Genomic DNA, 19,865 nt, shown 5'->3' on the forward strand with positions numbered 1-19,865 from the left:
ATGCGCTCTAGCACAATGCTATTTAGATTATTGGTCTCACGTTGCGTTTAAAGAATTTTAGCCCGAAATTTTTGCCGACAGCATAGACAATAACAGCTGCAAAATTGCGTCGCATTGTTTGAGATCAAATTAAATCAGAGTTTTTGATCTCAGGAGCGATATGCACAGTCAGGCATGCACGTGCCATCGCTTTCAATCGTGTGTGCGTTGCCGTCTTTTGTGCGGATATACTGCAATAAAGCGGTGTTTCTGTGAGTTGATCGCTTCGTTCACGCTTAAGATCGAGCTCAACGGCCCGCGGATCCTTCGAAAAACGGATCTCCCTTGAATATTGTTGCCGGAACTAGGCGCAAAGGTATACCTTGAATAGGATGCATTCGCGATAGTTTTTTCTTAAAGCGAAGCGGGCTTTGACGTCTGTATTCTGGTCGAACTGATATTCGAAAAATACCCGAATTGGTTCTAGACTGATCTAGGGGCGGGCTCATGGCACTTGGCAAAGGAAGCATGAAGAAGTCTCAAACAGGGATTCGGTTTGAGTTTCTTTGGTCACGCCTAAAACAGCACCCCCTGTCGCGTGTGGGGCCGGGCCTGATTACTGGCGTGGCGGACGATGATCCCAGTGGAATTGCAACCTATTCTCAGGCTGGTGCTCAGTTTGGTTTCAATATGCTGTGGACCATGCCTGTTGCCTTCCCGCTGATGGCGGCAATGCAATCTATGTGCGGTCGCATTGGTCGCGTCACAGGAAAGGGTTTGGCCGCCAATATCAAGCAAACGTATCCGCCAATTGTTGTCAGAAGCGTTGTCTTGTTGCTGTTAATCGCCAACGTACTTAATATAGCCGCTGATGTCGCAGCGATGGGTGAAGTTGCCGAACTGGTCAGTGGTGTCGACCGCCATCTGATGACAGCCTTGTTTGTAGTTGCGACGCTTTTGCTTCAAGTATTCATCCCGTATCATCGCTATGTCTATTTCCTCAAGTGGCTCACACTCTCCTTACTGGCGTATGCCGGTGTTTTATTCGCTGTGCACGTTCCGTGGGCGGAAGTGGCGCGGCGCACGATGTGGCCGACATTTGCCGTGGATTCTAATCCCGCTGCCATGATCATCGGTGTTTTCGGCACTACGATCAGTCCTTATCTTTTTTTCTGGCAAGCTTCAGAGGAAGTAGAAGAAATGCATGGAAGAAACAATGAAGCTCCCCTTTCAAGGGATGCGGCCGCCGCCCCTAGGGAGCTTCAGCGCATACGCTGGGATACTTGGAGTGGTATGCTATATTCCAACGTCACGGCCTTCTTTATTATACTGGCTACCGCGGTCACATTGAACGTACAGGGCATAACAAATATTGAAACCGCTGCCCAAGCAGCCTCTGCGCTTAAGCCGCTGGCGGGCAATTTTGCTTATATTTTGTTCGCACTTGGCATTCTTGGTGTCGGTCTCATTGGCGTGCCTGTTCTGGCCGGGGCCGGTGCGTACGCATTATCTGAAGCTCTGGGCTGGAAATCCGGTCTTGAACTCAAAGCAACTGACGCACGGGGCTTTTATGGCATTATCACAGTTAGTATTTTGCTCGGGCTTGTGATTCAATATTCCCCCATAAGTCCCATGAAGGCCTTATTTTGGAGTGCGGTAATAAACGGGGTCGTGGCCGTTCCTTTGATGGTGGTGGTGATTCTGCTTGCTTCAAACAAATCTGTGATGGGTGCTTACCGAATTGGATTACCGCTTTTAACACTCGGCTGGATTGCCACCCTGGTAATGGGCGCCGCCGCAGTGGCAATGTTCATGCCTTGATGGTCTTTTAAATCCAACATCGTTGCGAAGCGGAGACACTATGATTTCTTTGTTTTCATTCAAGGGTCGGATTGGGCGGCTTCCTTACGATTACAATCCCTCTCGCCTTCGTTTTCCTAAACTGGGTTGCTTGGTGGTTCTTTGCTACGACCCGCTCTGATACATATGGCCCAGTACATATTCAGAGGATGAGTTCGTTCGGTTGGATTGTCTGCGCGTGGCCGTATTTCGCGGCAGGTGTAAAACGTTGTTATGATGGTGGGAAGTCCGGGATATGGTATGTAATCTGGACCGCGGGGTGCTTGAGTGGTTGGATATCGAGCATTTATTTTCAATCGAGGTACGCAGGATTCGCCGGCAATGATCGCACTATGGACGATCATTGAGATGGAACTCCTGAAAGGAGATCCAATGAAAACAGATTTGGTCAGCCTGCTATAGAAATTGGAGAGGGAAGTTTTTGAGGCCCTTTCGGTGGGCACAAAGCGCACACGCTGAACCTCACTATCTCCGTCGAATAGGTGCGAAGAACGTACGAAATGCGTTCTGCACGCTGCGTCATCGCCGCCTTATCCACTTCTGTTAAGAGAACTGGTTTTCTTCGGACCGAGCCCGCTGATCACGGTTTCGCACATACAATTCTAGATGCACACCCAGTGACTATTTAGCGTTTGCCTGATCACCAACCCAAACTCCACAATAAATAGCAATGGCGAGTTCGATTCTTATTCTGCTGGACGCGTCCGTGGGATGATTATGCTCATATAAATATTGATGCATCGCGATGATGGTTCAGAATATGGCTTGAGTGGATATGTATAGATAGCTGCAACAAAAAATTGTGCTAAACTCGTGCATAGAGGAGAAATTCGGCTTGTGAGCGTCATGAGATATATCATCGATAAGCCGACTTTCTTGAGGAGGTTCTAGTGAGTGCACCGCCAGGATTGATATTCGGTCCCAAAAGGGATGGAGGATACCCAGGCAGAGAGATAGACTGCCAAGAGTCTATTTCTGCCCGATTAGTCGAACTCATTGATATCGCTACAAACGCAGGTTGGACGGCTCTCGAAGTGACGCGGGCAATTCGTAATCTCTCGGATGATTTGTTGCTTGGACTGGAGAATGAGTTGCCCGAAAATTAGCCCGGACGTTCGACAACGATTTGACGCTTTGATTGTGGAAATGTGTCGTCCGATTTGATTGAATTCCCTAAAATCGCTCCGCAATTATGCGTCTCATATCTTGCATGCATCAAGATGTAGAGAAAGATCGGAAGTATCTTTTCAGTTTTTCTGTCCAAACGACAACGCAGCGTTACCCGACGTGACCGGTGTCGCAACTTTTTATCTCTGTTCAGATCGAGACCACTTTTTGAACGGGAGCCAACGCATTGAAGGTAACCGGTGTCACACCCGCACCTTGACGCCGCAGCCTATTTTTTGTGGCGAGCGGGTTCAGACTGAGACGTAATTGCAAAACTGGACTGCGTGAGCTACTTAGCGTCATCCACAAGGACCCGGTGAAACTCCGGGTGGCTCTTCTGGCCGCCGATCCGCCAGACAACACAGCAACGCAACCTATTCCATTTTCGAGGACCGAGTTTCCCTCGGCCCGTTGCCTCAACTGTGAAAAATCTCCCATGCGAACTCTTTCAAACTACCGTCAGGAGTGGTTCTCCAACATCCGTGGCGACGTGCTTTCGGGTATCGTCGTCGCTCTCGCGCTTATCCCGGAAGCGATAGGCTTCTCGGTGATTGCGGGTGTCGATCCCAAGGTGGGGCTCTATGCCTCCTTCGCAATTGCCTGCGTGGCCGCCTTTGTGGGCGGTCGGCCGGGCATGATCTCTGCCGCCACGGCTGCGACCGCTGTCGTCATGATCTCGTTGGTCAAAGAGCACGGTCTTCAGTATCTGTTCGCGGCCACTATTCTGATGGGCGTCATCCAGATCGTCGCGGGATGGCTGAGGCTCGGCCGCGTAATGCGCTTCGTCTCCCGCTCGGTTATCACGGGCTTCGTCAACGCACTTGCGATCCTGATCTTCATGGCCCAGTTGCCCGAACTCATAGGGGTCCCGACGCTTACCTACGTGATGATCGCAGGCGGCCTCGCCATCATCTATCTCTTTCCATACGTGACCAAGGCGATTCCATCGCCGCTCGTGGCCATCGTGGTCCTCACGGCCATGGCGTGGTGGTTTGGCATCGACCTGCGCACCGTCGGCGACCTCGGTGAGCTACCGTCTTCTATCCCATTCCTGATGCTTCCGCAGGTTCCGTTGACCTGGGAGACGCTGCAGATCATCTTCCCATACTCGGTGACGCTTGCTGCTGTCGGCCTGCTCGAATCGCTGCTTACCGCGCAGATCGTCGACGACATGACGGACACGCCGAGCAACAAGAGTCAGGAATGCGTTGGACAGGGCGCGGGGAACATCGCCTCGGCACTGATCGGCGGCATGGGCGGATGCGCCATGATCGGACAGTCGGTCATCAACGTAACATCTGGCGGTCGAGGACGGCTTTCAACGTTCGTCGCGGGTGCTTTCCTGTTGTTCCTGATCGTCGTCCTTAACGACCTCGTCCAGATCATCCCCATGGCTGCGCTTGTTGCGGTTATGATTATGGTTTCCATTGGCACTTTCTCCTGGCGGTCGATCCTCGACCTGAGACGCCATCCGCTTCCGTCATCCGTCGTCATGCTGGCGACGGTCATCACTGTCGTCGCAACGCATGATTTGGCGAAAGGCGTGATCGTTGGCGTCCTTCTGTCCGGCATCTTTTTTGCTGGTAAGGTAGCCCGTCTGTTCAGGGTCACGCGCGTGGAGGATGCCGAACAAAACAGTGTCACCTATGCAGTGGTGGGGCAGGTCTTCTTTGCGTCGGCGGAAGCCTTTATCCATGCGTTCGACTTCACGGATAAGGGTAAGCGGATCATCATCGATCTGACAAAGGCCCATCTCTGGGACATCACCGCAATTGGCGCGTTGGACAAGATCGTATTGAAGTTCCGTCAGGCAGGCGACGAGGTCGAAGTCCTCGGCTTCAACGAAGCGAGTGCTGATATGATTGACCGCTTCGCACTGCACGACAAGGATGAGCGGCTTGCGGCAAGCGCCTCACTGCACTGAACAACGTGGCTGCGTACATTCGTGCGTAGCCATCTGCCCCGGAGTTGTGTTGCAACGACGCCTTGCTTTTGCGCACCACGTGAACCAGTTTGATGCCGCTAGGCGAGACCCCGATCAACCGTTCCAGCCTGCTTGTACCTCATCAACACAGTCATGACGTCAGGAACTGCCAGTATGCGTTCTGCGAACTCCCGAAAGCCGCCAATCAACTTTCAATTCCAGCGATGCAATGGGGTGTTGTTTTAAATGGTGTGCGGTTAAATCATAACCGGATGTTTCTGCTTCTGAAATGTCTGCGATAGATTGCAGGAGACAAAGTGAATGTTTTAACAAACTGAAGCCTGAATGAAACCGTTGAACCAAAGCCTGCCATACTGGCGATATTCTCGACGGAACAATCGCCAGTTTCCAACAGGCGCTGCGCAACGGAAAGCCGCTGATTGAGCAACCACTGGACCAGGGTTGTCCCTGTTTTCTGGCGGAAATGGCGCGTGAAACTGCGGCGGCTCATATTGGCCCGGTTGGCGAGAACGTCGACGGTGATGGTTTCATTCAGATGAGCCAGTGCCCAGTCCATTGCCTTGGAGAGACTGTTGGTGCGGCTTATATCCGGTATCGGCATCTCAATATACTGGGACTGCCCGCCATGACGATAAGGCGCGACGACCAGTCTTCGGGCGACACGATTGGCAATTTCCGCACCCTGATCCTTCCGCAATATATAGAGACAACAATCAATGGCCGCCGCCGTGCCAGCCGAGGTAATGATGTCTCCTTCGTCGGAGTAAAGCGCATCTCTGTCGAGGTGGACGTCTGGATAGGCCTTTTGGAAGTCATCTGCCCAGGCCCAATGTGTAGAAACAGTTCTTTTTTCGAGAAGACCTGCATAAGCCAGAACGAATGTCCCCAAGCAAAGCCCCACAATTCTGGCACCGCGTGCTTTCGCCTTTACCAGAGCGTCAATCAGTGTTTTCTGGGGAATGTCATCGGGAGCGCCCCAGGAAGGTATGATCACAGTGTCAGCCTGCTCCACGACCGATAAATCGTGTCTTACGTCGATATCAAATCCGGAAAGCGTTCTTATCGGACCGATGCGTTCTGCGCATACATGCAAATTGTATCGCGGAATGCCGAGCTTCAGCAGGTCGTCGCCAAACACGATACCCGGTACTGAAAGATGAAAGGGGCTTATTCCGTCGTAGGCCAAGACAGCTACAGTGTGCATTAAAGGGTTCCATCTTCCGTTTGGCCCAATGTTAGCAGAAATTGTCCGATGAGCCACTTTCATGTCGATCGAAACCAGGCGAAGCAATTGCATCTTTTGAACAAGAGGACGTTATGATGCAACATCCCACGATAAGAGCAATCGCCGGTGCTCCCGAAACCTCCAGGCTGGACCCTTCTGTAACGGCACTCCTTGTGATTGATTTTCAGGAGGAGTATTTCAGCGGGCGACTACCCATCCCCAATGGTGCAGCAGCACTAGAGAATGCGAAGCTTTTGATTGAAAAAGCCGACAAGGCTGGAATGTCCGTTTTCCACGTCCAGCACATTACACCTTCCGGGTCTCCCATTTTTGCCGAAGGCGGGGAAACGGTCGCTTTTCATCGCGATATCACTCCAGAGAAGCACCATGCAGTCATCAGGAAATCTGAGGTCAGTGTATTCCAAGGCACCGATATCGACGTCCAGCTCAAGGCCGCCGGTGCAACGACCCTGATCATTACCGGGTTGATGACACATGCTTGTGTAGCGGGTGCCGCAAGGGATGCAGCTCCTCTGGGTTACCAGGTGATTGTCTCAGCCGACGCCAGCGCCACGCGAGACCTGTCTAATCATCAGGGTGTCATTATTCCCCACGAACAATTGCACCAGTCTGCACTCGTGTCATTGGAAGATACCTTTGCTGAAGTGCACAGCACGGCAGAAATATTGAGCTACTTCACGGCCTGATATGGAAATGATCGCGTGTCTCTGCAAATGATCGAAGCGGCCGATTGGAAGGGGTGGGTGGTGTCCATTTTACCCTTCGGTCACAAAACATTCCAAAGCCTGCCCAATTGAAGCGGGTGGGTTTTCTGTCTGTCTCCTGAAGTCGACACGTCAGAGAAGAAGAAGGACAGAAAGGGATATTGTCCTCTCCGACCGGAATGCGCCTTCATGTTTGAAACTGGTGTGCCACTCACACACTTCTCAAAGCAGTCGTTCCACTGATCAAGCTTTAAATGTCCGTGATGGACAGAAACGCGAGTGGCTGGTTTCGAGCCGACAGATGTTGAAAATGGTCTTCCTGTGTCTGAAAAGTCTGTCGTTCGAACCTGAGTTTTACACTATTGCAATCGAAATTCCTCCGAAAAAATCAACAGTAGAAATTATATCGCCAAACTTGGGAGATTCCCAATTCTCAGCGAGGGACTTCTATGTCGCCAATTGAAACTTGCCGCCCTCTACAGCCTCAATCACCATGCCGAGCGTTTCATGGCGGTCTTTTCCATCGGTAGACAGAACATGCCTTTCAAGCTGAGCCATCGATGAGAACTGTTGATGGAGTGCCGTGATCGGCGCCGGGTCGTTCAACGTGGCACCTCCACGCTCCTGGCAGCGGAGGATGGCAACATCCAACGGCGGGCGCAAGACAACGTAATGGAGAGGCGTGGCAAGTCTCCTGAACGGCTGCAGAAACCAAGGGCCGATTATGCCATCGACGATGACAAAATAGCCGCCCTTGGCATAGGCTTCGGCAACACCTGCGAGTACGTCCATGACCACGGCGTTCTGTTCATTTGCCTCGGGCAAATACGGCGGGATGGCGCCGTTTTTGATGAAGTGCCAGAAGTCGTCCGAGTGTAGATGAACCTTGGGCGAGCCGGATTCTTTGGCAAGGGCTAGTCCCGTGGTGGTCTTCCCTGAACCGGGTGGTCCCGTGAGGATAAGTATTTCGCCTGCGTGTTTCATAATGTTGCTTCGATTGTATTCTTTTACAAGAGTCTGGAGACATGTGACGCGTTTTTGCTGTTGTACCATGTCCGGTTTCTGACACTTTGATCAACCCATTGAATGACAGCAATGAGAGTCGAAGATTGTCAGTCAGTAAAGCGCTCTTATTCCAGACATTGGCTTAGCGCTCACATGCTTTAGAGCGGTAGCTCTACTTTCATGCTTCAACGACCGTTAGTGAGTGGGGGGTGTCAGTCGGCTTGCAGGAAGAGAGGATAGAAGCGGACAGTGGGGCCGCAACAATCTGTCGTGTAAGTCGGACTTTCACGCCCAACCTGGCAATCATAGACTGGTCTGTTGCTGTCTTTCGCTTGTCGCAAAAATGTTTCAATCACTTTTTGAGTAATTCTTCTACAACGTGGGAACCGAGTGTCTCTCTTAGCGCTGCAACTCCGTTTTTGGGCAATCTAGATAGGTCACTGATGATGCCCGCTTTCCACGCATCACCGCGTGCCCATGCTTCCTCCCAAGCATCGCAAAGCTCATTGCCGTGGCGCGTTTTCACGAGAGCTTGCGAAGAGCAAAGCAGCCTGCGTCAGATCTTTGTCGGCCTTCAAGCGCCCCAACATGTCATTGCGTCTTCGAGAGGACACAATCAGCTTGTGGATGGCATACCTCTCGGGAGCAGGAACGAGAACGTTTATGCCTTCGCGGAAAAGAAACACCGTGCGGATAGGCTCATAGATCAGGTAGTCGAGGAACCGCAAATTCTCTGCCGACGCGCCGCTGAGGACGGGCATGGGCGACGGTTTGCCTGTGTATTCTTTTGATCCCCGATTCCCGGTCAGGAACTCCATCCGATAGCCTTTGGCGTTCACGAAGGCGACGACCTTGGCCTTATCGGTCTGGTGCGGAACCGCTCGGAATTCAGGATCGACTACCCGGAGGATTTCGAGGATTGGCGGGAGACTATCTTGGACGCCAGCCGATATTGCGAAGTCCTGGGCGAAGTTGGCGTCGCCTGTCTGCATCGCCGCGGAGGGAAGCCAGACACCGAGCAATCCAGCATAGGTGCTGAATGCCACCGACCCAATCGAGATGGCGCGCAGCCGGAACAACCGAACGTCGGCTAAGGCTTTCGTGACGTTACCAGCGAAGGGATCAAGACTGGGAAGGCCGGCGCGTCGCAGCGTGCTAACCATGCGTCTACGCTCGCGGATGTTGTCCTTGATCTTTGTGGGCTCTTACCCGCTTTGTGATCGCTTCGTCGCTGGCGGGACCGACGTAGTTTCGTTTGTCTTTGCCCTCGGGAGTGGAGAGATCGAAATACCAATATTCGCGATCTTTGACGGTCACCCTCACAAACCATCTTTCTAAAGGGAAGTCTGTTACGAATTGTGCATCTATTGTCCGCTGCGCCAACTCCGCAAACATCGTTCTATAGCTAATGTCGATCTCTTTCATCCTGGGCCTTTCGAATGAGTTGATCGATCAGAGGCGAGCTGAACTATGTAGTTATAAGTTACTGCCAAAACCTTATAACGAATTGACCGCAAATAAAGGCCCAGGAAATGGGGCCCAAGATGTCGTGTTCGCCTGTACCACGTGGCAGGCAAAACATGCTGGAGGGGCGGGGCGACCATTATCCTCCAGTCGCAAATCATAAGCCCGCCTGAAAAACCAGGCGAGATTTTCGCATTCGGGAGCTAGCGGCGTTATGTCTTGGCCGCAGCTATTCCAATTCACGGCAAAAAGCCGAATGGCCGACTCGGACCTTATCTTGGTCGTCAGAATTGAAAGAGCATGGGTTCTTGACTGGCAATCAGATGGCTTCGCGCGATGCTAACTTGATGACAGCCTCCGAGATATCAGGACGGATTGGGCTCCGCTTCCGGCCCTTTAGGATCATTTAAAAATGCAATGGCAGCTCGGTAGTTTTGTGCTGTTATTGTCTTTAAAATATCTCTGCTCTTGTAAAACAGACATGGAAGGGCTAAATATCCGAAATCGATTTTGTCATCGAACGACGCGGCCAAAATTAAAAGCCCTTCTTTTTCTTTCAAATCGTAAAACTCGCGACGAATTTAATTTCGTTATTATTTAACCGTTCGATTTGAAGGATATTCAATATGACCAACGGAACAGTAAAATTCTTTAATAGCACAAAAGGCTTTGGATTCATTCAGCCTGATGATGGTTCTCCTGATGTGTTTGTTCATGTTTCGGCTGTTGAGCGTGCAGGTTTGCACTCGCTCAATGAAGGCCAGAAAGTAAGCTTCGAACTGGTAGCTGATCGCCGCTCGGGCAAGAAGGCCGCCGATAACCTACAGGCTCTGTAATCAGAGACGAAATGTTGTCTCCGATCTTTGACCACGGATGTACTGGCACTGCTCGTTGAGACTATTGGAAGGTCGGGTTAGCCCGGCCTTTTTTATTTTGGTCCTGTTTTTCTGATCCAAACACGGAATCAATAGCCAGAAGGGGAGTAAAATATGGGAGAGCCCACCAAAGAAACGCTCTTCAAGCAGCCTCGCACTAGAATGGAAACAAAGAACGCTGTTACCGACAAGACAGCCAAAGCCATTCTGGAAAAAGAAAGGGCTGCAGTTGATGCAAAGACTGAACGGCTTCGAGCAGCGCGACTTGAGCGTGACCACACTAAATCATCACAAGGGTAGGATAGAAATTGCAGGTACTCGTACGCGATAACAATGTTGAACAAGCGCTCCGTGTCCTAAAAAAGAAATTACAGCGCGAGGGTGTCTTTCGTGAAATGAAATCACGGCGCGCTTACGAGAAGCCGTCAGAACAGCGTGTTCGCGAAAAAGATGAGGCAATCCGTCGTGCTCGCAAAGATGCAAAAAAAAGGGCCCAGCGAGAAGGCCTTTTGCCAAAGCCTAAAAGAAAGTCGGCTCCTTCGCGTCCGCGGAATCAAGCGCCGTCAGCAGCTGAATAACTATCGTGTCCGGATGTTGGCACGATAACTCTGTGCCAGCATCCTTCACTATTGTGAGCTGGTTAAAGTTGGCTGTGCAATAAACCAGCATTTGGCAAAGTCAAAATGCGCGTTTGTGGCTGACGTTTAAAAACCTCTTTCTGACACAACCTTATCCATTTTAGAGCGTAGTTTCACTTTCTTGTTCGGAAACGACGATGGCAGATGATCAATTCGCACTTTACGGGCGAGGAACACATATGTTTGCCGGGCTTCCTGTGAGGAATTTCGGGATCTCTCTCGAATGGTATCGACGCTTCCTTGGCAGTTCGCCAAATTTTTGCCCGAACGATACGGAAGCGGTGTGGCTGATAGCAGAATACCGCTGGATCTATATCATCGTCGATCCTAAACGTGCGGGCGGCGCGATCCAGACCGTCATGTGCAGCGATCTCGAAGCCACGATCGCGGAGATTTCAAAACGAGGCATCGATTTTAGCGACGAGGAGCGGCCAGCTGAAGGGGTCCGTAAGGTCATTTATTATGACCCCGATGGAAATGAGATTGGCCTTGGCAGCATTCCTCCGGAAGAGGAATAGCTTACCGATCCTGCCGGGTTTGCACGGCCGGTTCGGGGATGTACTCCCGAGGTATCCGATGGCGCGGCTAGAAGACGTCCTAATTTCCCAACTGCGACTAGACACTTAATCAATAGCTAGGGCTCGATCGGCAAATTTTAGAGCCTTCAACTTTCCGAAGCTTCGGTTCGAGAAGGGGAGCGGGTGAAAATTCCAACCGATCGACGATTGTGATGTCGCCAGATGTTAACGGGGAGGCTTGTTTTTCACTTTTAGGTCTTGCGGCTGAGAAAAATCCTTTAATGTCAATATCTTACAAATTCAACCAGCTCCAGCAACTGCGTTCAATTCGAATAGTAGGACGCACAAACAAGTCGATCAATCTAGTGGATATACCAGGCATGGGTCGAGCACTATCTGGCGTTCGCCGACACGGCTGTAGCCGCCCGCGAACAGCACAGACTTAGGTGATGCCTCTCGTTCTGCATAGGTTACGCACATCACCTGAATTCCTTCCGGCTTGCACATGACGAGATAGGCCAGGGCGCCGTCCCAATGGCTTTCCTCGATGGCGCCCTTTATGACCATCGTAATACGGCCGTCATAGTCCGGCACGCGATTTATCCAGTCATCGATTGTCTGGCAGGTTGCCGGGGTACCAAAGCCCTCGGCTTCACGAAAGGGCCCATCTTGTTCGAACACTGGCTGGGCAATTCCAAAAGTGCAACTTGCGTATAGTACAATCGCGATCAGGGACGCCGTCGAACCGCTGCTCATCACCGACCCCTACTATCCACATTATTTCGTTTGGATCAGCATCGACCACTTCAAGAGGGCAATGCCGATCCGTGGTGCATATTCGCTTCGCCAATAATTCTATTTCTGTTCGATCTTGAGTTCTTTCTCGAAGGCGACGCGCGACTGCTCCACAATCTTCTTTAGCAGACCGGGTTTGACAAACGCGTTTTTGTCGCCGTCGTCTCTCCTGGCCTTTTGCTCGAATAGGTCGGTTACTTGCGGATGTGAGGGCAGAACGATGTCGGCCTTCATGGCGTCGAGCCGTTCAAAGCTGGTGCGGAAATCCTGCACAATATCCGGGTAGACTTTGTTGCGGACAAGATAGTTGCCTGCAACGCTGATACTACAAGGGAAAATAACCTGTCGCTGCGCGCCCGTATCGGAGTCCATCAGCGACCAAGTCGTGCAGCCTTTCGTATGACCGGGCGTTAACGTAGCGGTCATACGCAGGTCGCCAAGCGTAACGACGTCGCCGTCATGCAGCGTTCTGTCCACCTTGATCGCCGGGAAGCGGACCACGCCATAGTTGGTATCGCTTTCCGGGATACCACTTTCGAGCGCGGGCACGTCCTGCTCCATGGCCATGAATATCGCACCTGAGCTGTGCTTCAACTGCGCGATGCCGGCGACGTGGTCGTAATGCGCATGGCTACTCAGGATAATCTTAACGTCGTCGAGCCTGAATCCCAACGCTTTAATATTGTCTTCGATCGGCTTGACATTCTCTGCCAGCGTTCCATCGAGCAGGATCGCCTGCCCATTCGAGACTAGCAGATAGGAAGCCAGGCCGCGCGTGCCGACGTAATAGATGTGGTCGGTAATTTTGAACGCCTCTGTCGGCTGGCTCCAGTCAATCGGTGTGGAATGAGCGTCGATCGAGTTGCCGATCATGCCGAAAGCCAATGCCAGAACCGATACCGATATTTTTTTCATGCCTAAAACTTTCTTTCCGATGCTACGGACACAAACCACGTGTTTGAGAGGCGTAACGGCTATGTGCTCGCTTGACAAACGACGATATCTCGAAGCAGGCATTAGAAATATTTGGGCATCGCTACGTGACCGGTGGGCGACAGATCGACCCGTTCGTGCCAGGGCGTCCCCGCGATACGCTCTCGGTTAGGGTAGTTGGCAGCTGTGCAGTCAGATGGCTGTAGCCGGTACGGCCGAGGCTTCACGACCAGTCGGACGTTGTCGATGTGGGATTCTCAACCAATAGTAGCCAAGCAGCTAGATTTGGCCGTTTGCTACAACACTCTCGCACGGCAAAACTTCCGATTCCTAGTGGACCCGGGTTTTTGAGCAATTTCGGAGAAGGAGCGAAGTAATTCTCTGCCTCAAACCGGTCGTCTCGCGAGGTGATATCGATACCGCCATTTCAGATATGGTTGATTATGCCGAGCGCAGCGAAAGCGCCGACCAAGTCGGGTCTATGCACTCAGTATCCAGTCGCGAAAGGCGGTAATCTTCGGCACCTGTTGTTTGTTGTCAGGACAAACGAGATAATAGGCGAATTCCTCCATACTGGTTGAGGGCAGCAACTGGATCAATTGCCCACTTGTCAGTTCGTCCTCGACGAGAGCTGCAGGCAAAAGTCCTGCACCCTGACCGGCAAGTACCGCCTTGAGCAAAAGTCCACTGTCATCGAAGGACGGACCGCGTGCTATTGTCCGCTCGGATACGTTATGCGCTTCAAACCAAAGGCTCCAACCCTGTCGTTCGGCGTCGTGAACTTGTGGCCAGCGTACAAGATCAGACGGTTGATCTGGAATACCCAACTCCTTCACCAGATCAGCCGTCGCCACAGCGATCACCTCGACCGTCACGACGCGATCGCTACGAAGGCCGGGATAACGGCCCATCCCATGCCGGATGGCAACATCCACATCCGAACGAGAAAAATCGACGAGTGCATTGCTCGTGATGATCTTGAGATCGATGTCAGGCTGCGCCTCACGAAAGGAAGCTAATCGTGGGATTAACCAAGCGGACGCGAAGAAGGGTGTGATGCCAATGGTGAGCAGTCCGGTCTCGCTCTGGTTCGTTATCCGTTCTGACGCGTCGGCGATTTGACGGAACGCGTTCCGTATGGAAGGCAGGTAGTCGCGGCCAGCGTCGGTTAAATAGATTCCCCGCGTCACCCGATCGAACAGTCTCACTCCCAAGCTCTCCTCAAGAACCTTGAGCATCTGACTTACTGCTCCCGGTGTCACGCACAATTCCTCTGCGGCCAGCTTGACCGACAGGTGACGGGCCGCGGCCTCAAACGCCTTGAGCGCATTGAGAGGGGGAAGTCGACGGATCATAAATTAGTAAATCTAATCCTTTTGGTTCAAATCTTATAGTTTGTTCAGCAAGGTAATGAAAGATTAATGTCTCTTATCAATGACGTCAACACAGTTCCGGCTGGAAGGATGTCTATATTTTCTAAATCATAGAAAATGCGAATTGTCGCGCATGCGTGGTAGGAAGGCCAAAGACGAATGACGTTCGAGGTAGAATTCAGTGATCTGATCGATGTTGGTAGGCTTATCGCACGGCGAGTAATAACCTCTGCGGAGGTCACTGAAACACTTCTGGCGCGTATTCAACGAATAGATGGCCGATTGAACGCGTATGCGCGGCTTTTAAGCGATAGCGCAATTCTCCAGGCGGAATTGGCAGATCGGGAGATCGCGAAAGGAATACATCGAGGGCCGCTCCACGGTGTTCCCATCGCCGTGAAAGACATCTGCTGGGTCGAGGGCGCCCCTACGGCAGCCGGAACTCTGGTTAATAGGAACTATGTTCCGACACGCGACGCGACCGTGGTCCGAAAATTGAAAGAAGCGGGCGCGGTGCTGATCGGAAAAACGCAACTTACCGAGGGGGCCTATTCGGATTATCACCCTTCAATATCCCCGGTGTATAATCCCTGGAATAGCGAGTATTGGACGGGCATTTCTTCCAGCGGTTCGGCCGTCGCCACCGCAGCGGGCCTATGCTTCGGATCGATTGCCTCCGACACCGGGGGCTCCATTCGCTGGCCCTCAGCTGCCAACGGCGTATGCGGAATCAAGCCAACCTGGGGCCGTGTCAGTCGTTACGGAGCGTTCGAGCTCGCGCCTTCATTGGATCACCTTGGGCCGATCGCCCGAAGCGTGGTCGACGTCGCAGCCATGCTTAAGGTAATAGCTGGACATGATGACGATGATCCTACAACAAGTCTTCGTCCAGTTGACGATTTCCTTGCCGATACGTATGCCGATGTACGCGGTAAGCGTATCGGTGTAGATCGACGCTGGAATAGTGAAGACGTTGATCCCGAGATTCAGACGGCGTTGGCTGAAGCTTGTATGGTCTTTTCCGGCGTTGGCGTGGAGCTTGTTGATGTGTCATTTCCCGCTGTTCAGCAGATCGTGGCCGATTGGACGCCAAATTGCGCCGTAGAGACGGCTGTAGCCCATCAACTGTCCTATCCAATCCATAAGAATCAGTACGGCCCCATCTTATCATCGGTCATTGAAGCGGGAATGGTCGTTTCCGGTATAGATTATCAAAAAATATTGCTTCGCCGAGCAGCGTTTCGGGGGAACGTCGAAACGCTGTTCTTATCCGTTGACGCCGTGCTGACCCCAGTCCAGCCATTTGCCCCTCTCACATTAAAAACGATAGCGACACTGGGTGAGCAACCCGAACTGATTGCGAAATTGCAACGCTACACTTGCCCATTCGACATGAGCGGGCACCCCACACTTGCTTTTCCTGGGGGATTTTCGACGGAAGGGGCGCCGATCGGCTTGCAACTGGTGTCAGCCTCATTCGATGAAAGCAATCTCTTTAGTCTTGGCGCAGCGTTCCAGAGCGTAACGGACTGGCATCGCCGTCACCCGGTCCTTGGGGAACGTGAGGCTGGGTTTTGTGTTGCGGAAACGAAGCGATGAACCGGTTCGAGCAAGCCATGACGTCTCTAGCAGGCAGTCCGGCAGGCGTACTCGATTTCGAATGGCTTGAAATTCGTAAGGGCACCGGTCATGGACGAGCCGAAGTACCTTTCTCTTCACAGACTACTAAATGGGTAACTGTGGTCGCATTGACTGGCTCCGCGTGCGGCTCTGGCTGTCTGTCGTTCTTGTCGGATGGCGCGCGCAGTTTCGCTGCAGCGGAACTGAAGACTAACTTCATCGGAGCTGTGCGCAACCATTTCGTAGTTTGTGAAGCGCATCGGGTTTATTCCGGAAGCACCACACAAGTCTTGAACGCGGAAATATGCAGCGAAAAAGAGGGTCGAATGATCACCCTGAATCGTTGCATGCTAACGCTGCTCTATCAAAGTTATGGAGGGGTAATATGACCTCCAGAAAGCAGCCGTTCATAATTTTCTATGGCTGGCTCGTGGTCGTGGCAACTTTTGTCATAACCTTCGTCGGTTTCGGAAGTGCCTACACCTTCAGTTCGTTTGTTGAACCACTTCAGCACGAGTTCGGCGCGTCGCGCGGATCGGTGTCCCTTGTCTTCTCATTCGCAGGCTTTCTCTATTTCGGAATTGGTATTGTGTCCGCCCCGCTCGCTGATCGGTACGGTGTGAAGGTGCTTTCTGTAGTCGGGATGATCTTCGTTGGAGCCGGGCTTATCCTGGCCGGCCGGGCCCAATCCATGATTCAGGTCTATGCAGCCTATAGCATCGGCATCGGCCTTGGCGTCGGTAGCGCCTATGTGCCTGCGCTCGGCGCAGTGCAGCGATGGTTTGTCATTCATCGCGGTTTTGCTTCCGGTCTTGCGGTCAGCGGCATTGGAGTTGGGACCCTTGTTTTGCCTCCATTTGCAGTATGGCTGATCTCCACCGTCGGATGGCGCAACGCCTACACGGTCCTTGGTTTCATCGCGATTGTGCTTGGACTTCTGGCGGCATCGTTGATGGAGGACGATCCAGCGAAACGAGGACTGCAACCGGACGGTGCACGCGACGTACCCACCCCGCGGATTCATTCCCTGCAGTCGAGTTTACCGGTGGATCGGATCGTTCGAACGCCGCGTTTCATCCAGCTATACATCGCATCCCTCGTTGGCTCACTTGGGGTGTTCGTCCCTTTTGTTCATCTAACGCGTTATGCGATCGATCATGGGGTTACCCCGACAATTGCAGTGTGGTTACTCGGAGTGATAGGCATCGGCAGCACGGTTGGTCGCTTTTTTCTCGGCGGCATTGCCGACAAGATAGGTCGAGAGCGGTTCCTCGTTGCCATGTATATCGGCATGGCTGCGTCTCTCTTTATCTGGGCCATTAGCTCGTCATTCTATCCACTCGCCCTGTTCGCTGTTTTATTCGGAGTATTCTATGGAGGTTGGGTCGCAATCCTTCCAGCCGTAGTGGCCGATCTATTTGGCACACGACACGCCAGCCGTGTTATTGGCGTGCTCTATACGAGCGTCGCCGTAGGAACCCTTGTTGGACCGAGCGCGGCAGGCTTCATCTATGATGTTAGCCATAACTATTTCATTCCGATCGCCGCCAGCGCCGTATCAAGCATCGTCGCTGCGATCATCATTACCGTTGCAGCATACCGAGCTGCTGCGAAGGAGGTGGTAGCAGCTAATTGAATTCGCTTTTCAATAAACGGGGTCAATTCCTTCAAGACGAAGTGGTCATGGTTCCAGTCAACTGTTAGATTCTTGACTGGCAATCAAGCAGGCTGTCGAAGAATGCTTTGCGTTTTCGGCCGGTTGAACCGACCTATTAATCTATCCGTACTTACCCAAAACACCATGGCCAATATTCAAGATGACGTGACTTATAAAGTGAATAAGAAAGAGCACTCATATAACGAATCTCAAAAAGCCGAATTATTGCAAAGTCCAGATAACAGTCATCAATCGATGCGGGCACCACTGGTCGGATCAAACAGATGTATCCGTTCGAATGAAATACCCAGTTCGACGACATCACCCACTGTCAGCGGCATCTCGCTGTCGACGACAGCCGTCACTTTCTCTGAGCCTACCTCAAGCACAACATGGGTTTGAGCCCCGGTTGGCTCGATAAGGCGCACTTTTGCTTGAATACCGCCATGGCGCCGAACTTCCAGATGTTCAGGGCGCAATCCCAGCACAACCTTTCCGCCTTTATCAAGGTTGCTATCGGGCATGTCCAATTTTGCGCCGTTTTCCAACAAGATAACGACGCCTGCTGAGCCATGCTCAACCGTTGCGTTTAGAAAATTCATCGAGGGAGAACCAATGAAGCCTGCAACGAAGACATTAGCGGGCTTCGTGTAGAGCTCCATAGGCGTGCCCTGTTGCTCGATCCGCCCTTTGTTCAACACCACGACTCTATCCGCCAATGTCATTGCTTCAATCTGATCGTGCGTGACATAAATCGACGTAATCTTCACCTTCTGGTGCAGCTCCTTGATCTCTGCACGCATCAATACGCGCAATTTTGCATCGAGATTTGAGAGCGGCTCGTCAAACAGAAAGACAGAAGGCTTTCGCACAATGGCGCGCCCCATTGCGACACGCTGGCGCTGGCCCCCGGACAATTGATGCGGCTTGCGGTCTAATAGTGCTGTCAGATCCAGCATCCGCGCCGCTTCACCGACCCGATCCCGAATTTCCGCTTTCGGTCGGCCCGCTAATTGAAGGTTGAACGCTATGTTGTCGAAGACAGACATATGCGGATAGAGCGCATAATTCTGGAAAACCATGGCAACATCGCGCTCACTAGGATTGGCGCGGTTCACATTCCTGTCGCCAATATGCAGATCACCAGATGTGATTTGTTCGAGACCGGCAATCATGCGCAGCAACGTTGACTTGCCGCACCCCGAAGGTCCGACAAGCGCAACGAATTCTGCATCCGCAATCGAAAGATCGATGCTGGGAATGACTTCCACATTGCCATAGGTCTTGTGAATTGAACGAAGTTCGACCGAGGCCATCAACTCACCCTTTCTGCCGATTGACCGGCGAAGACTGCCGACCGGCGACGAGAACTGCAAGATCGGGCCGATCAGTCGTCAATTGTCCGATAGGCTTTCTCAACCAATATTCAAGCTCAGTTTCGGTATTTGGTACCCAACATCCAAGCCTTGGTGTCCCAACCTCAGCCACACATTGGTCTAATACAATCTCCAGCAAGCTCTTCTCAAAAGCCAACACCGTTGCAACATCGTTGCCACGCTTCAGCACTTTTTCAAATCCACCGAAAAACTCCGCCGAGCGCCGGTCAATCGACATCAGCAACTGCTGGTTTGGAAATTTCATGCGGATATCTTCCAGTACTTCCGGCACGAAGCAGGTGAGGAAGACACGATCCAGCATATTGCGCTCTTGAGCAAGGGTAATGATCTTTTCGGGCATACCGGGATATGGTCTTCCCCGCTCATCAATCTTGATCTCCAGCTCAAGCTCCAGCTGGGTGAGAGCGAAGATATCCAGCACATCCGCTAGAGTGGGTACGGTTTGACCGCGGCTGTCGTTCAAGAGGACTTTTCCAAGCGCTTCGGCACTTTGCGCCTGAACAGGTCCTCTGCCATTGGTGGTACGGTCGAGCAACGCGTCATGGATCACAACCGGCACACCATCGGAACTCAAATGTACGTCGAGTTCCACTGCATCGACATCGAAAGCGAGCAGGTTTTGAAAGCCTGCGATACTATTTTCGGCCCACAGATTACGCCCACCGCGATGACCAATGATCTTCACCATT

The 19,865-nt window shown here is 52.1% G+C and carries 19 protein-coding genes, 1 pseudogene and 1 other annotated feature; of the genes and pseudogenes, 11 read left to right on the top strand and 9 right to left on the bottom strand.

The window, feature by feature from the left end:
• Positions 1-486: 486 nt before the first annotated feature.
• The 3 genes from AC1RHM_RS07470 (at position 487) to AC1RHM_RS07480 (ending at position 4,930) form a co-directional block, all read left to right on the top strand.
• On the top strand, positions 487-1,800 hold the full coding sequence (locus AC1RHM_RS07470) for an NRAMP family divalent metal transporter (protein ID WP_208617829.1): 1,314 nt from the start codon (positions 487-489) through the stop codon (positions 1,798-1,800).
• A gap of 71 nt (positions 1,801-1,871) precedes the next feature.
• Positions 1,872-2,186: a DUF805 domain-containing protein gene (locus AC1RHM_RS07475; RefSeq protein ID WP_432475235.1), complete on the top strand. Its 315-nt coding sequence runs from the start codon at positions 1,872-1,874 to the stop codon at positions 2,184-2,186.
• Between the two features lie 1,126 nt (positions 2,187-3,312).
• Positions 3,313-3,368: a sequence feature (sul1 is cis-regulatory element that is thought to sense ions involved in sulfur or methionine metabolism; They are found in Alphaproteobacteria), on the top strand.
• A 74-nt stretch (positions 3,369-3,442) separates the two neighbouring features.
• Positions 3,443-4,930, top strand: a complete 1,488-nt coding sequence (locus tag AC1RHM_RS07480; protein ID WP_029928529.1) for a SulP family inorganic anion transporter — start codon at positions 3,443-3,445, stop codon at positions 4,928-4,930.
• A 262-nt stretch (positions 4,931-5,192) separates the two neighbouring features.
• Here AC1RHM_RS07480 and AC1RHM_RS07485 read toward each other — a convergent pair whose 3' ends face one another.
• Positions 5,193-6,248 (bottom strand): GlxA family transcriptional regulator, encoded by a 1,056-nt coding sequence (locus AC1RHM_RS07485; protein WP_235907487.1) that lies wholly within the window; start codon positions 6,246-6,248, stop codon positions 5,193-5,195.
• A gap of 20 nt (positions 6,249-6,268) precedes the next feature.
• Here AC1RHM_RS07485 and AC1RHM_RS07490 point away from each other — a divergent pair, with 20 nt between their 5' ends.
• Complete coding sequence (locus AC1RHM_RS07490; RefSeq protein WP_010660386.1) at positions 6,269-6,883, top strand: cysteine hydrolase family protein; 615 nt, start codon at positions 6,269-6,271, stop codon at positions 6,881-6,883.
• A gap of 465 nt (positions 6,884-7,348) precedes the next feature.
• Here AC1RHM_RS07490 and AC1RHM_RS07495 read toward each other — a convergent pair whose 3' ends face one another.
• The 3 genes and pseudogenes from AC1RHM_RS07495 to AC1RHM_RS07505 form a co-directional block, all read right to left on the bottom strand.
• Positions 7,349-7,885: an ATP-binding protein gene (locus AC1RHM_RS07495; RefSeq protein WP_010660385.1), complete on the bottom strand. Its 537-nt coding sequence runs from the start codon at positions 7,883-7,885 to the stop codon at positions 7,349-7,351.
• A gap of 373 nt (positions 7,886-8,258) precedes the next feature.
• Positions 8,259-9,331, bottom strand: a pseudogene (locus tag AC1RHM_RS07500) (nucleotidyltransferase family protein).
• Between the two features lie 404 nt (positions 9,332-9,735).
• A complete protein-coding gene (locus tag AC1RHM_RS07505) occupies positions 9,736-9,930 on the bottom strand; it encodes a hypothetical protein (protein ID WP_151612489.1) in 195 nt (64 codons plus the stop codon).
• 66 nt (positions 9,931-9,996) lie between these two features.
• Between AC1RHM_RS07505 and AC1RHM_RS07510 the strand changes: the two genes are divergently transcribed.
• From AC1RHM_RS07510 to AC1RHM_RS07525, 4 genes are all read left to right on the top strand, one after another.
• On the top strand, positions 9,997-10,206 hold the full coding sequence (locus AC1RHM_RS07510; protein WP_078337443.1) for a cold-shock protein: 210 nt from the start codon (positions 9,997-9,999) through the stop codon (positions 10,204-10,206).
• A gap of 153 nt (positions 10,207-10,359) precedes the next feature.
• Complete coding sequence (locus tag AC1RHM_RS07515; protein WP_078337441.1) at positions 10,360-10,545, top strand: hypothetical protein; 186 nt, start codon at positions 10,360-10,362, stop codon at positions 10,543-10,545.
• An 8-nt stretch (positions 10,546-10,553) separates the two neighbouring features.
• The gene (gene rpsU / locus AC1RHM_RS07520) at positions 10,554-10,823 is read left to right on the top strand and encodes a 30S ribosomal protein S21 (protein ID WP_151612491.1); all 270 of its coding nucleotides are present in this window, start codon (positions 10,554-10,556) and stop codon (positions 10,821-10,823) included.
• A 197-nt stretch (positions 10,824-11,020) separates the two neighbouring features.
• A complete protein-coding gene (locus AC1RHM_RS07525) occupies positions 11,021-11,401 on the top strand; it encodes a VOC family protein (RefSeq protein WP_192799988.1) in 381 nt (126 codons plus the stop codon).
• 357 nt (positions 11,402-11,758) lie between these two features.
• On the opposite strand, the gene AC1RHM_RS07530 is transcribed toward AC1RHM_RS07525, so the two are convergent.
• The 3 genes from AC1RHM_RS07530 to gcvA all read right to left on the bottom strand — a co-directional run bounded on the left by AC1RHM_RS07530 (position 11,759) and on the right by gcvA (position 14,484).
• Complete coding sequence (locus AC1RHM_RS07530) at positions 11,759-12,157, bottom strand: hypothetical protein (protein ID WP_151612493.1); 399 nt, start codon at positions 12,155-12,157, stop codon at positions 11,759-11,761.
• Positions 12,158-12,256: 99 nt separating this feature from the next.
• Entirely contained in the window at positions 12,257-13,111 is an 855-nt protein-coding gene (gene bla, locus AC1RHM_RS07535; protein WP_226622755.1) for a subclass B3 metallo-beta-lactamase, read from the bottom strand.
• Between the two features lie 497 nt (positions 13,112-13,608).
• Entirely contained in the window at positions 13,609-14,484 is an 876-nt protein-coding gene (gene gcvA / locus AC1RHM_RS07540) for a transcriptional regulator GcvA (protein ID WP_151612496.1), read from the bottom strand.
• A 177-nt stretch (positions 14,485-14,661) separates the two neighbouring features.
• On the opposite strand from gcvA, the gene AC1RHM_RS07545 reads away from it, so the two are divergent.
• From AC1RHM_RS07545 to AC1RHM_RS07555, 3 genes are read left to right on the top strand one after another with little or no spacing between them, the layout of a single operon-like run.
• Positions 14,662-16,101, top strand: coding sequence for an amidase (locus AC1RHM_RS07545; protein WP_151612498.1), 1,440 nt, complete (start codon positions 14,662-14,664; stop codon positions 16,099-16,101).
• Entirely contained in the window at positions 16,098-16,511 is a 414-nt protein-coding gene (locus AC1RHM_RS07550; protein WP_151612500.1) for a PaaI family thioesterase, read from the top strand. Before AC1RHM_RS07545 ends, AC1RHM_RS07550 begins: the two co-directional genes overlap by 4 nt.
• Positions 16,508-17,758, top strand: coding sequence for an MFS transporter (locus tag AC1RHM_RS07555; protein WP_151612502.1), 1,251 nt, complete (start codon positions 16,508-16,510; stop codon positions 17,756-17,758). The genes AC1RHM_RS07550 and AC1RHM_RS07555 overlap by 4 nt, the downstream gene beginning before the upstream one ends.
• A 269-nt stretch (positions 17,759-18,027) precedes the next feature.
• Here AC1RHM_RS07555 and AC1RHM_RS07560 read toward each other — a convergent pair whose 3' ends face one another.
• Both AC1RHM_RS07560 and AC1RHM_RS07565 read right to left on the bottom strand, forming a co-directional pair.
• Positions 18,028-19,095, bottom strand: a complete 1,068-nt coding sequence (locus AC1RHM_RS07560) for an ABC transporter ATP-binding protein (protein WP_151895735.1) — start codon at positions 19,093-19,095, stop codon at positions 18,028-18,030.
• 4 nt (positions 19,096-19,099) lie between these two features.
• Positions 19,100-19,864 (bottom strand): glycerophosphodiester phosphodiesterase family protein, encoded by a 765-nt coding sequence (locus AC1RHM_RS07565; protein ID WP_151895736.1) that lies wholly within the window; start codon positions 19,862-19,864, stop codon positions 19,100-19,102.
• Position 19,865 lies beyond the last annotated feature (1 nt).

Source organism: Brucella sp. GW823-FHT04E01 (assembly GCF_058796175.1).

Excerpts from the sequence above, each read along its gene's own strand:
- AC1RHM_RS07560 (WP_151895735.1), bottom strand. The coding sequence starts at position 19,095 with ATGGCCTCGGTCGAACTTCGTTCAATTCACAAGACCTATGGCAATGTG.
- AC1RHM_RS07525 (WP_192799988.1), top strand. The coding sequence starts at position 11,021 with ATGGCAGATGATCAATTCGCACTTTACGGGCGAGGAACACATATGTTT.
- AC1RHM_RS07485 (WP_235907487.1), bottom strand. The coding sequence starts at position 6,248 with ATGCAATTGCTTCGCCTGGTTTCGATCGACATGAAAGTGGCTCATCGG.
- AC1RHM_RS07550 (WP_151612500.1), top strand. The coding sequence starts at position 16,098 with ATGAACCGGTTCGAGCAAGCCATGACGTCTCTAGCAGGCAGTCCGGCA.
- AC1RHM_RS07530 (WP_151612493.1), bottom strand. The coding sequence starts at position 12,157 with ATGAGCAGCGGTTCGACGGCGTCCCTGATCGCGATTGTACTATACGCA.
- AC1RHM_RS07480 (WP_029928529.1), top strand. The coding sequence starts at position 3,443 with ATGCGAACTCTTTCAAACTACCGTCAGGAGTGGTTCTCCAACATCCGT.
- AC1RHM_RS07490 (WP_010660386.1), top strand. The coding sequence starts at position 6,269 with ATGATGCAACATCCCACGATAAGAGCAATCGCCGGTGCTCCCGAAACC.
- bla (WP_226622755.1), bottom strand. The coding sequence starts at position 13,111 with ATGAAAAAAATATCGGTATCGGTTCTGGCATTGGCTTTCGGCATGATC.
- gcvA (WP_151612496.1), bottom strand. The coding sequence starts at position 14,484 with ATGATCCGTCGACTTCCCCCTCTCAATGCGCTCAAGGCGTTTGAGGCC.
- AC1RHM_RS07565 (WP_151895736.1), bottom strand. The coding sequence starts at position 19,864 with ATGGTGAAGATCATTGGTCATCGCGGTGGGCGTAATCTGTGGGCCGAA.
- AC1RHM_RS07495 (WP_010660385.1), bottom strand. The coding sequence starts at position 7,885 with ATGAAACACGCAGGCGAAATACTTATCCTCACGGGACCACCCGGTTCA.
- AC1RHM_RS07545 (WP_151612498.1), top strand. The coding sequence starts at position 14,662 with ATGACGTTCGAGGTAGAATTCAGTGATCTGATCGATGTTGGTAGGCTT.
- AC1RHM_RS07470 (WP_208617829.1), top strand. The coding sequence starts at position 487 with ATGGCACTTGGCAAAGGAAGCATGAAGAAGTCTCAAACAGGGATTCGG.
- AC1RHM_RS07515 (WP_078337441.1), top strand. The coding sequence starts at position 10,360 with ATGGGAGAGCCCACCAAAGAAACGCTCTTCAAGCAGCCTCGCACTAGA.
- AC1RHM_RS07555 (WP_151612502.1), top strand. The coding sequence starts at position 16,508 with ATGACCTCCAGAAAGCAGCCGTTCATAATTTTCTATGGCTGGCTCGTG.
- AC1RHM_RS07510 (WP_078337443.1), top strand. The coding sequence starts at position 9,997 with ATGACCAACGGAACAGTAAAATTCTTTAATAGCACAAAAGGCTTTGGA.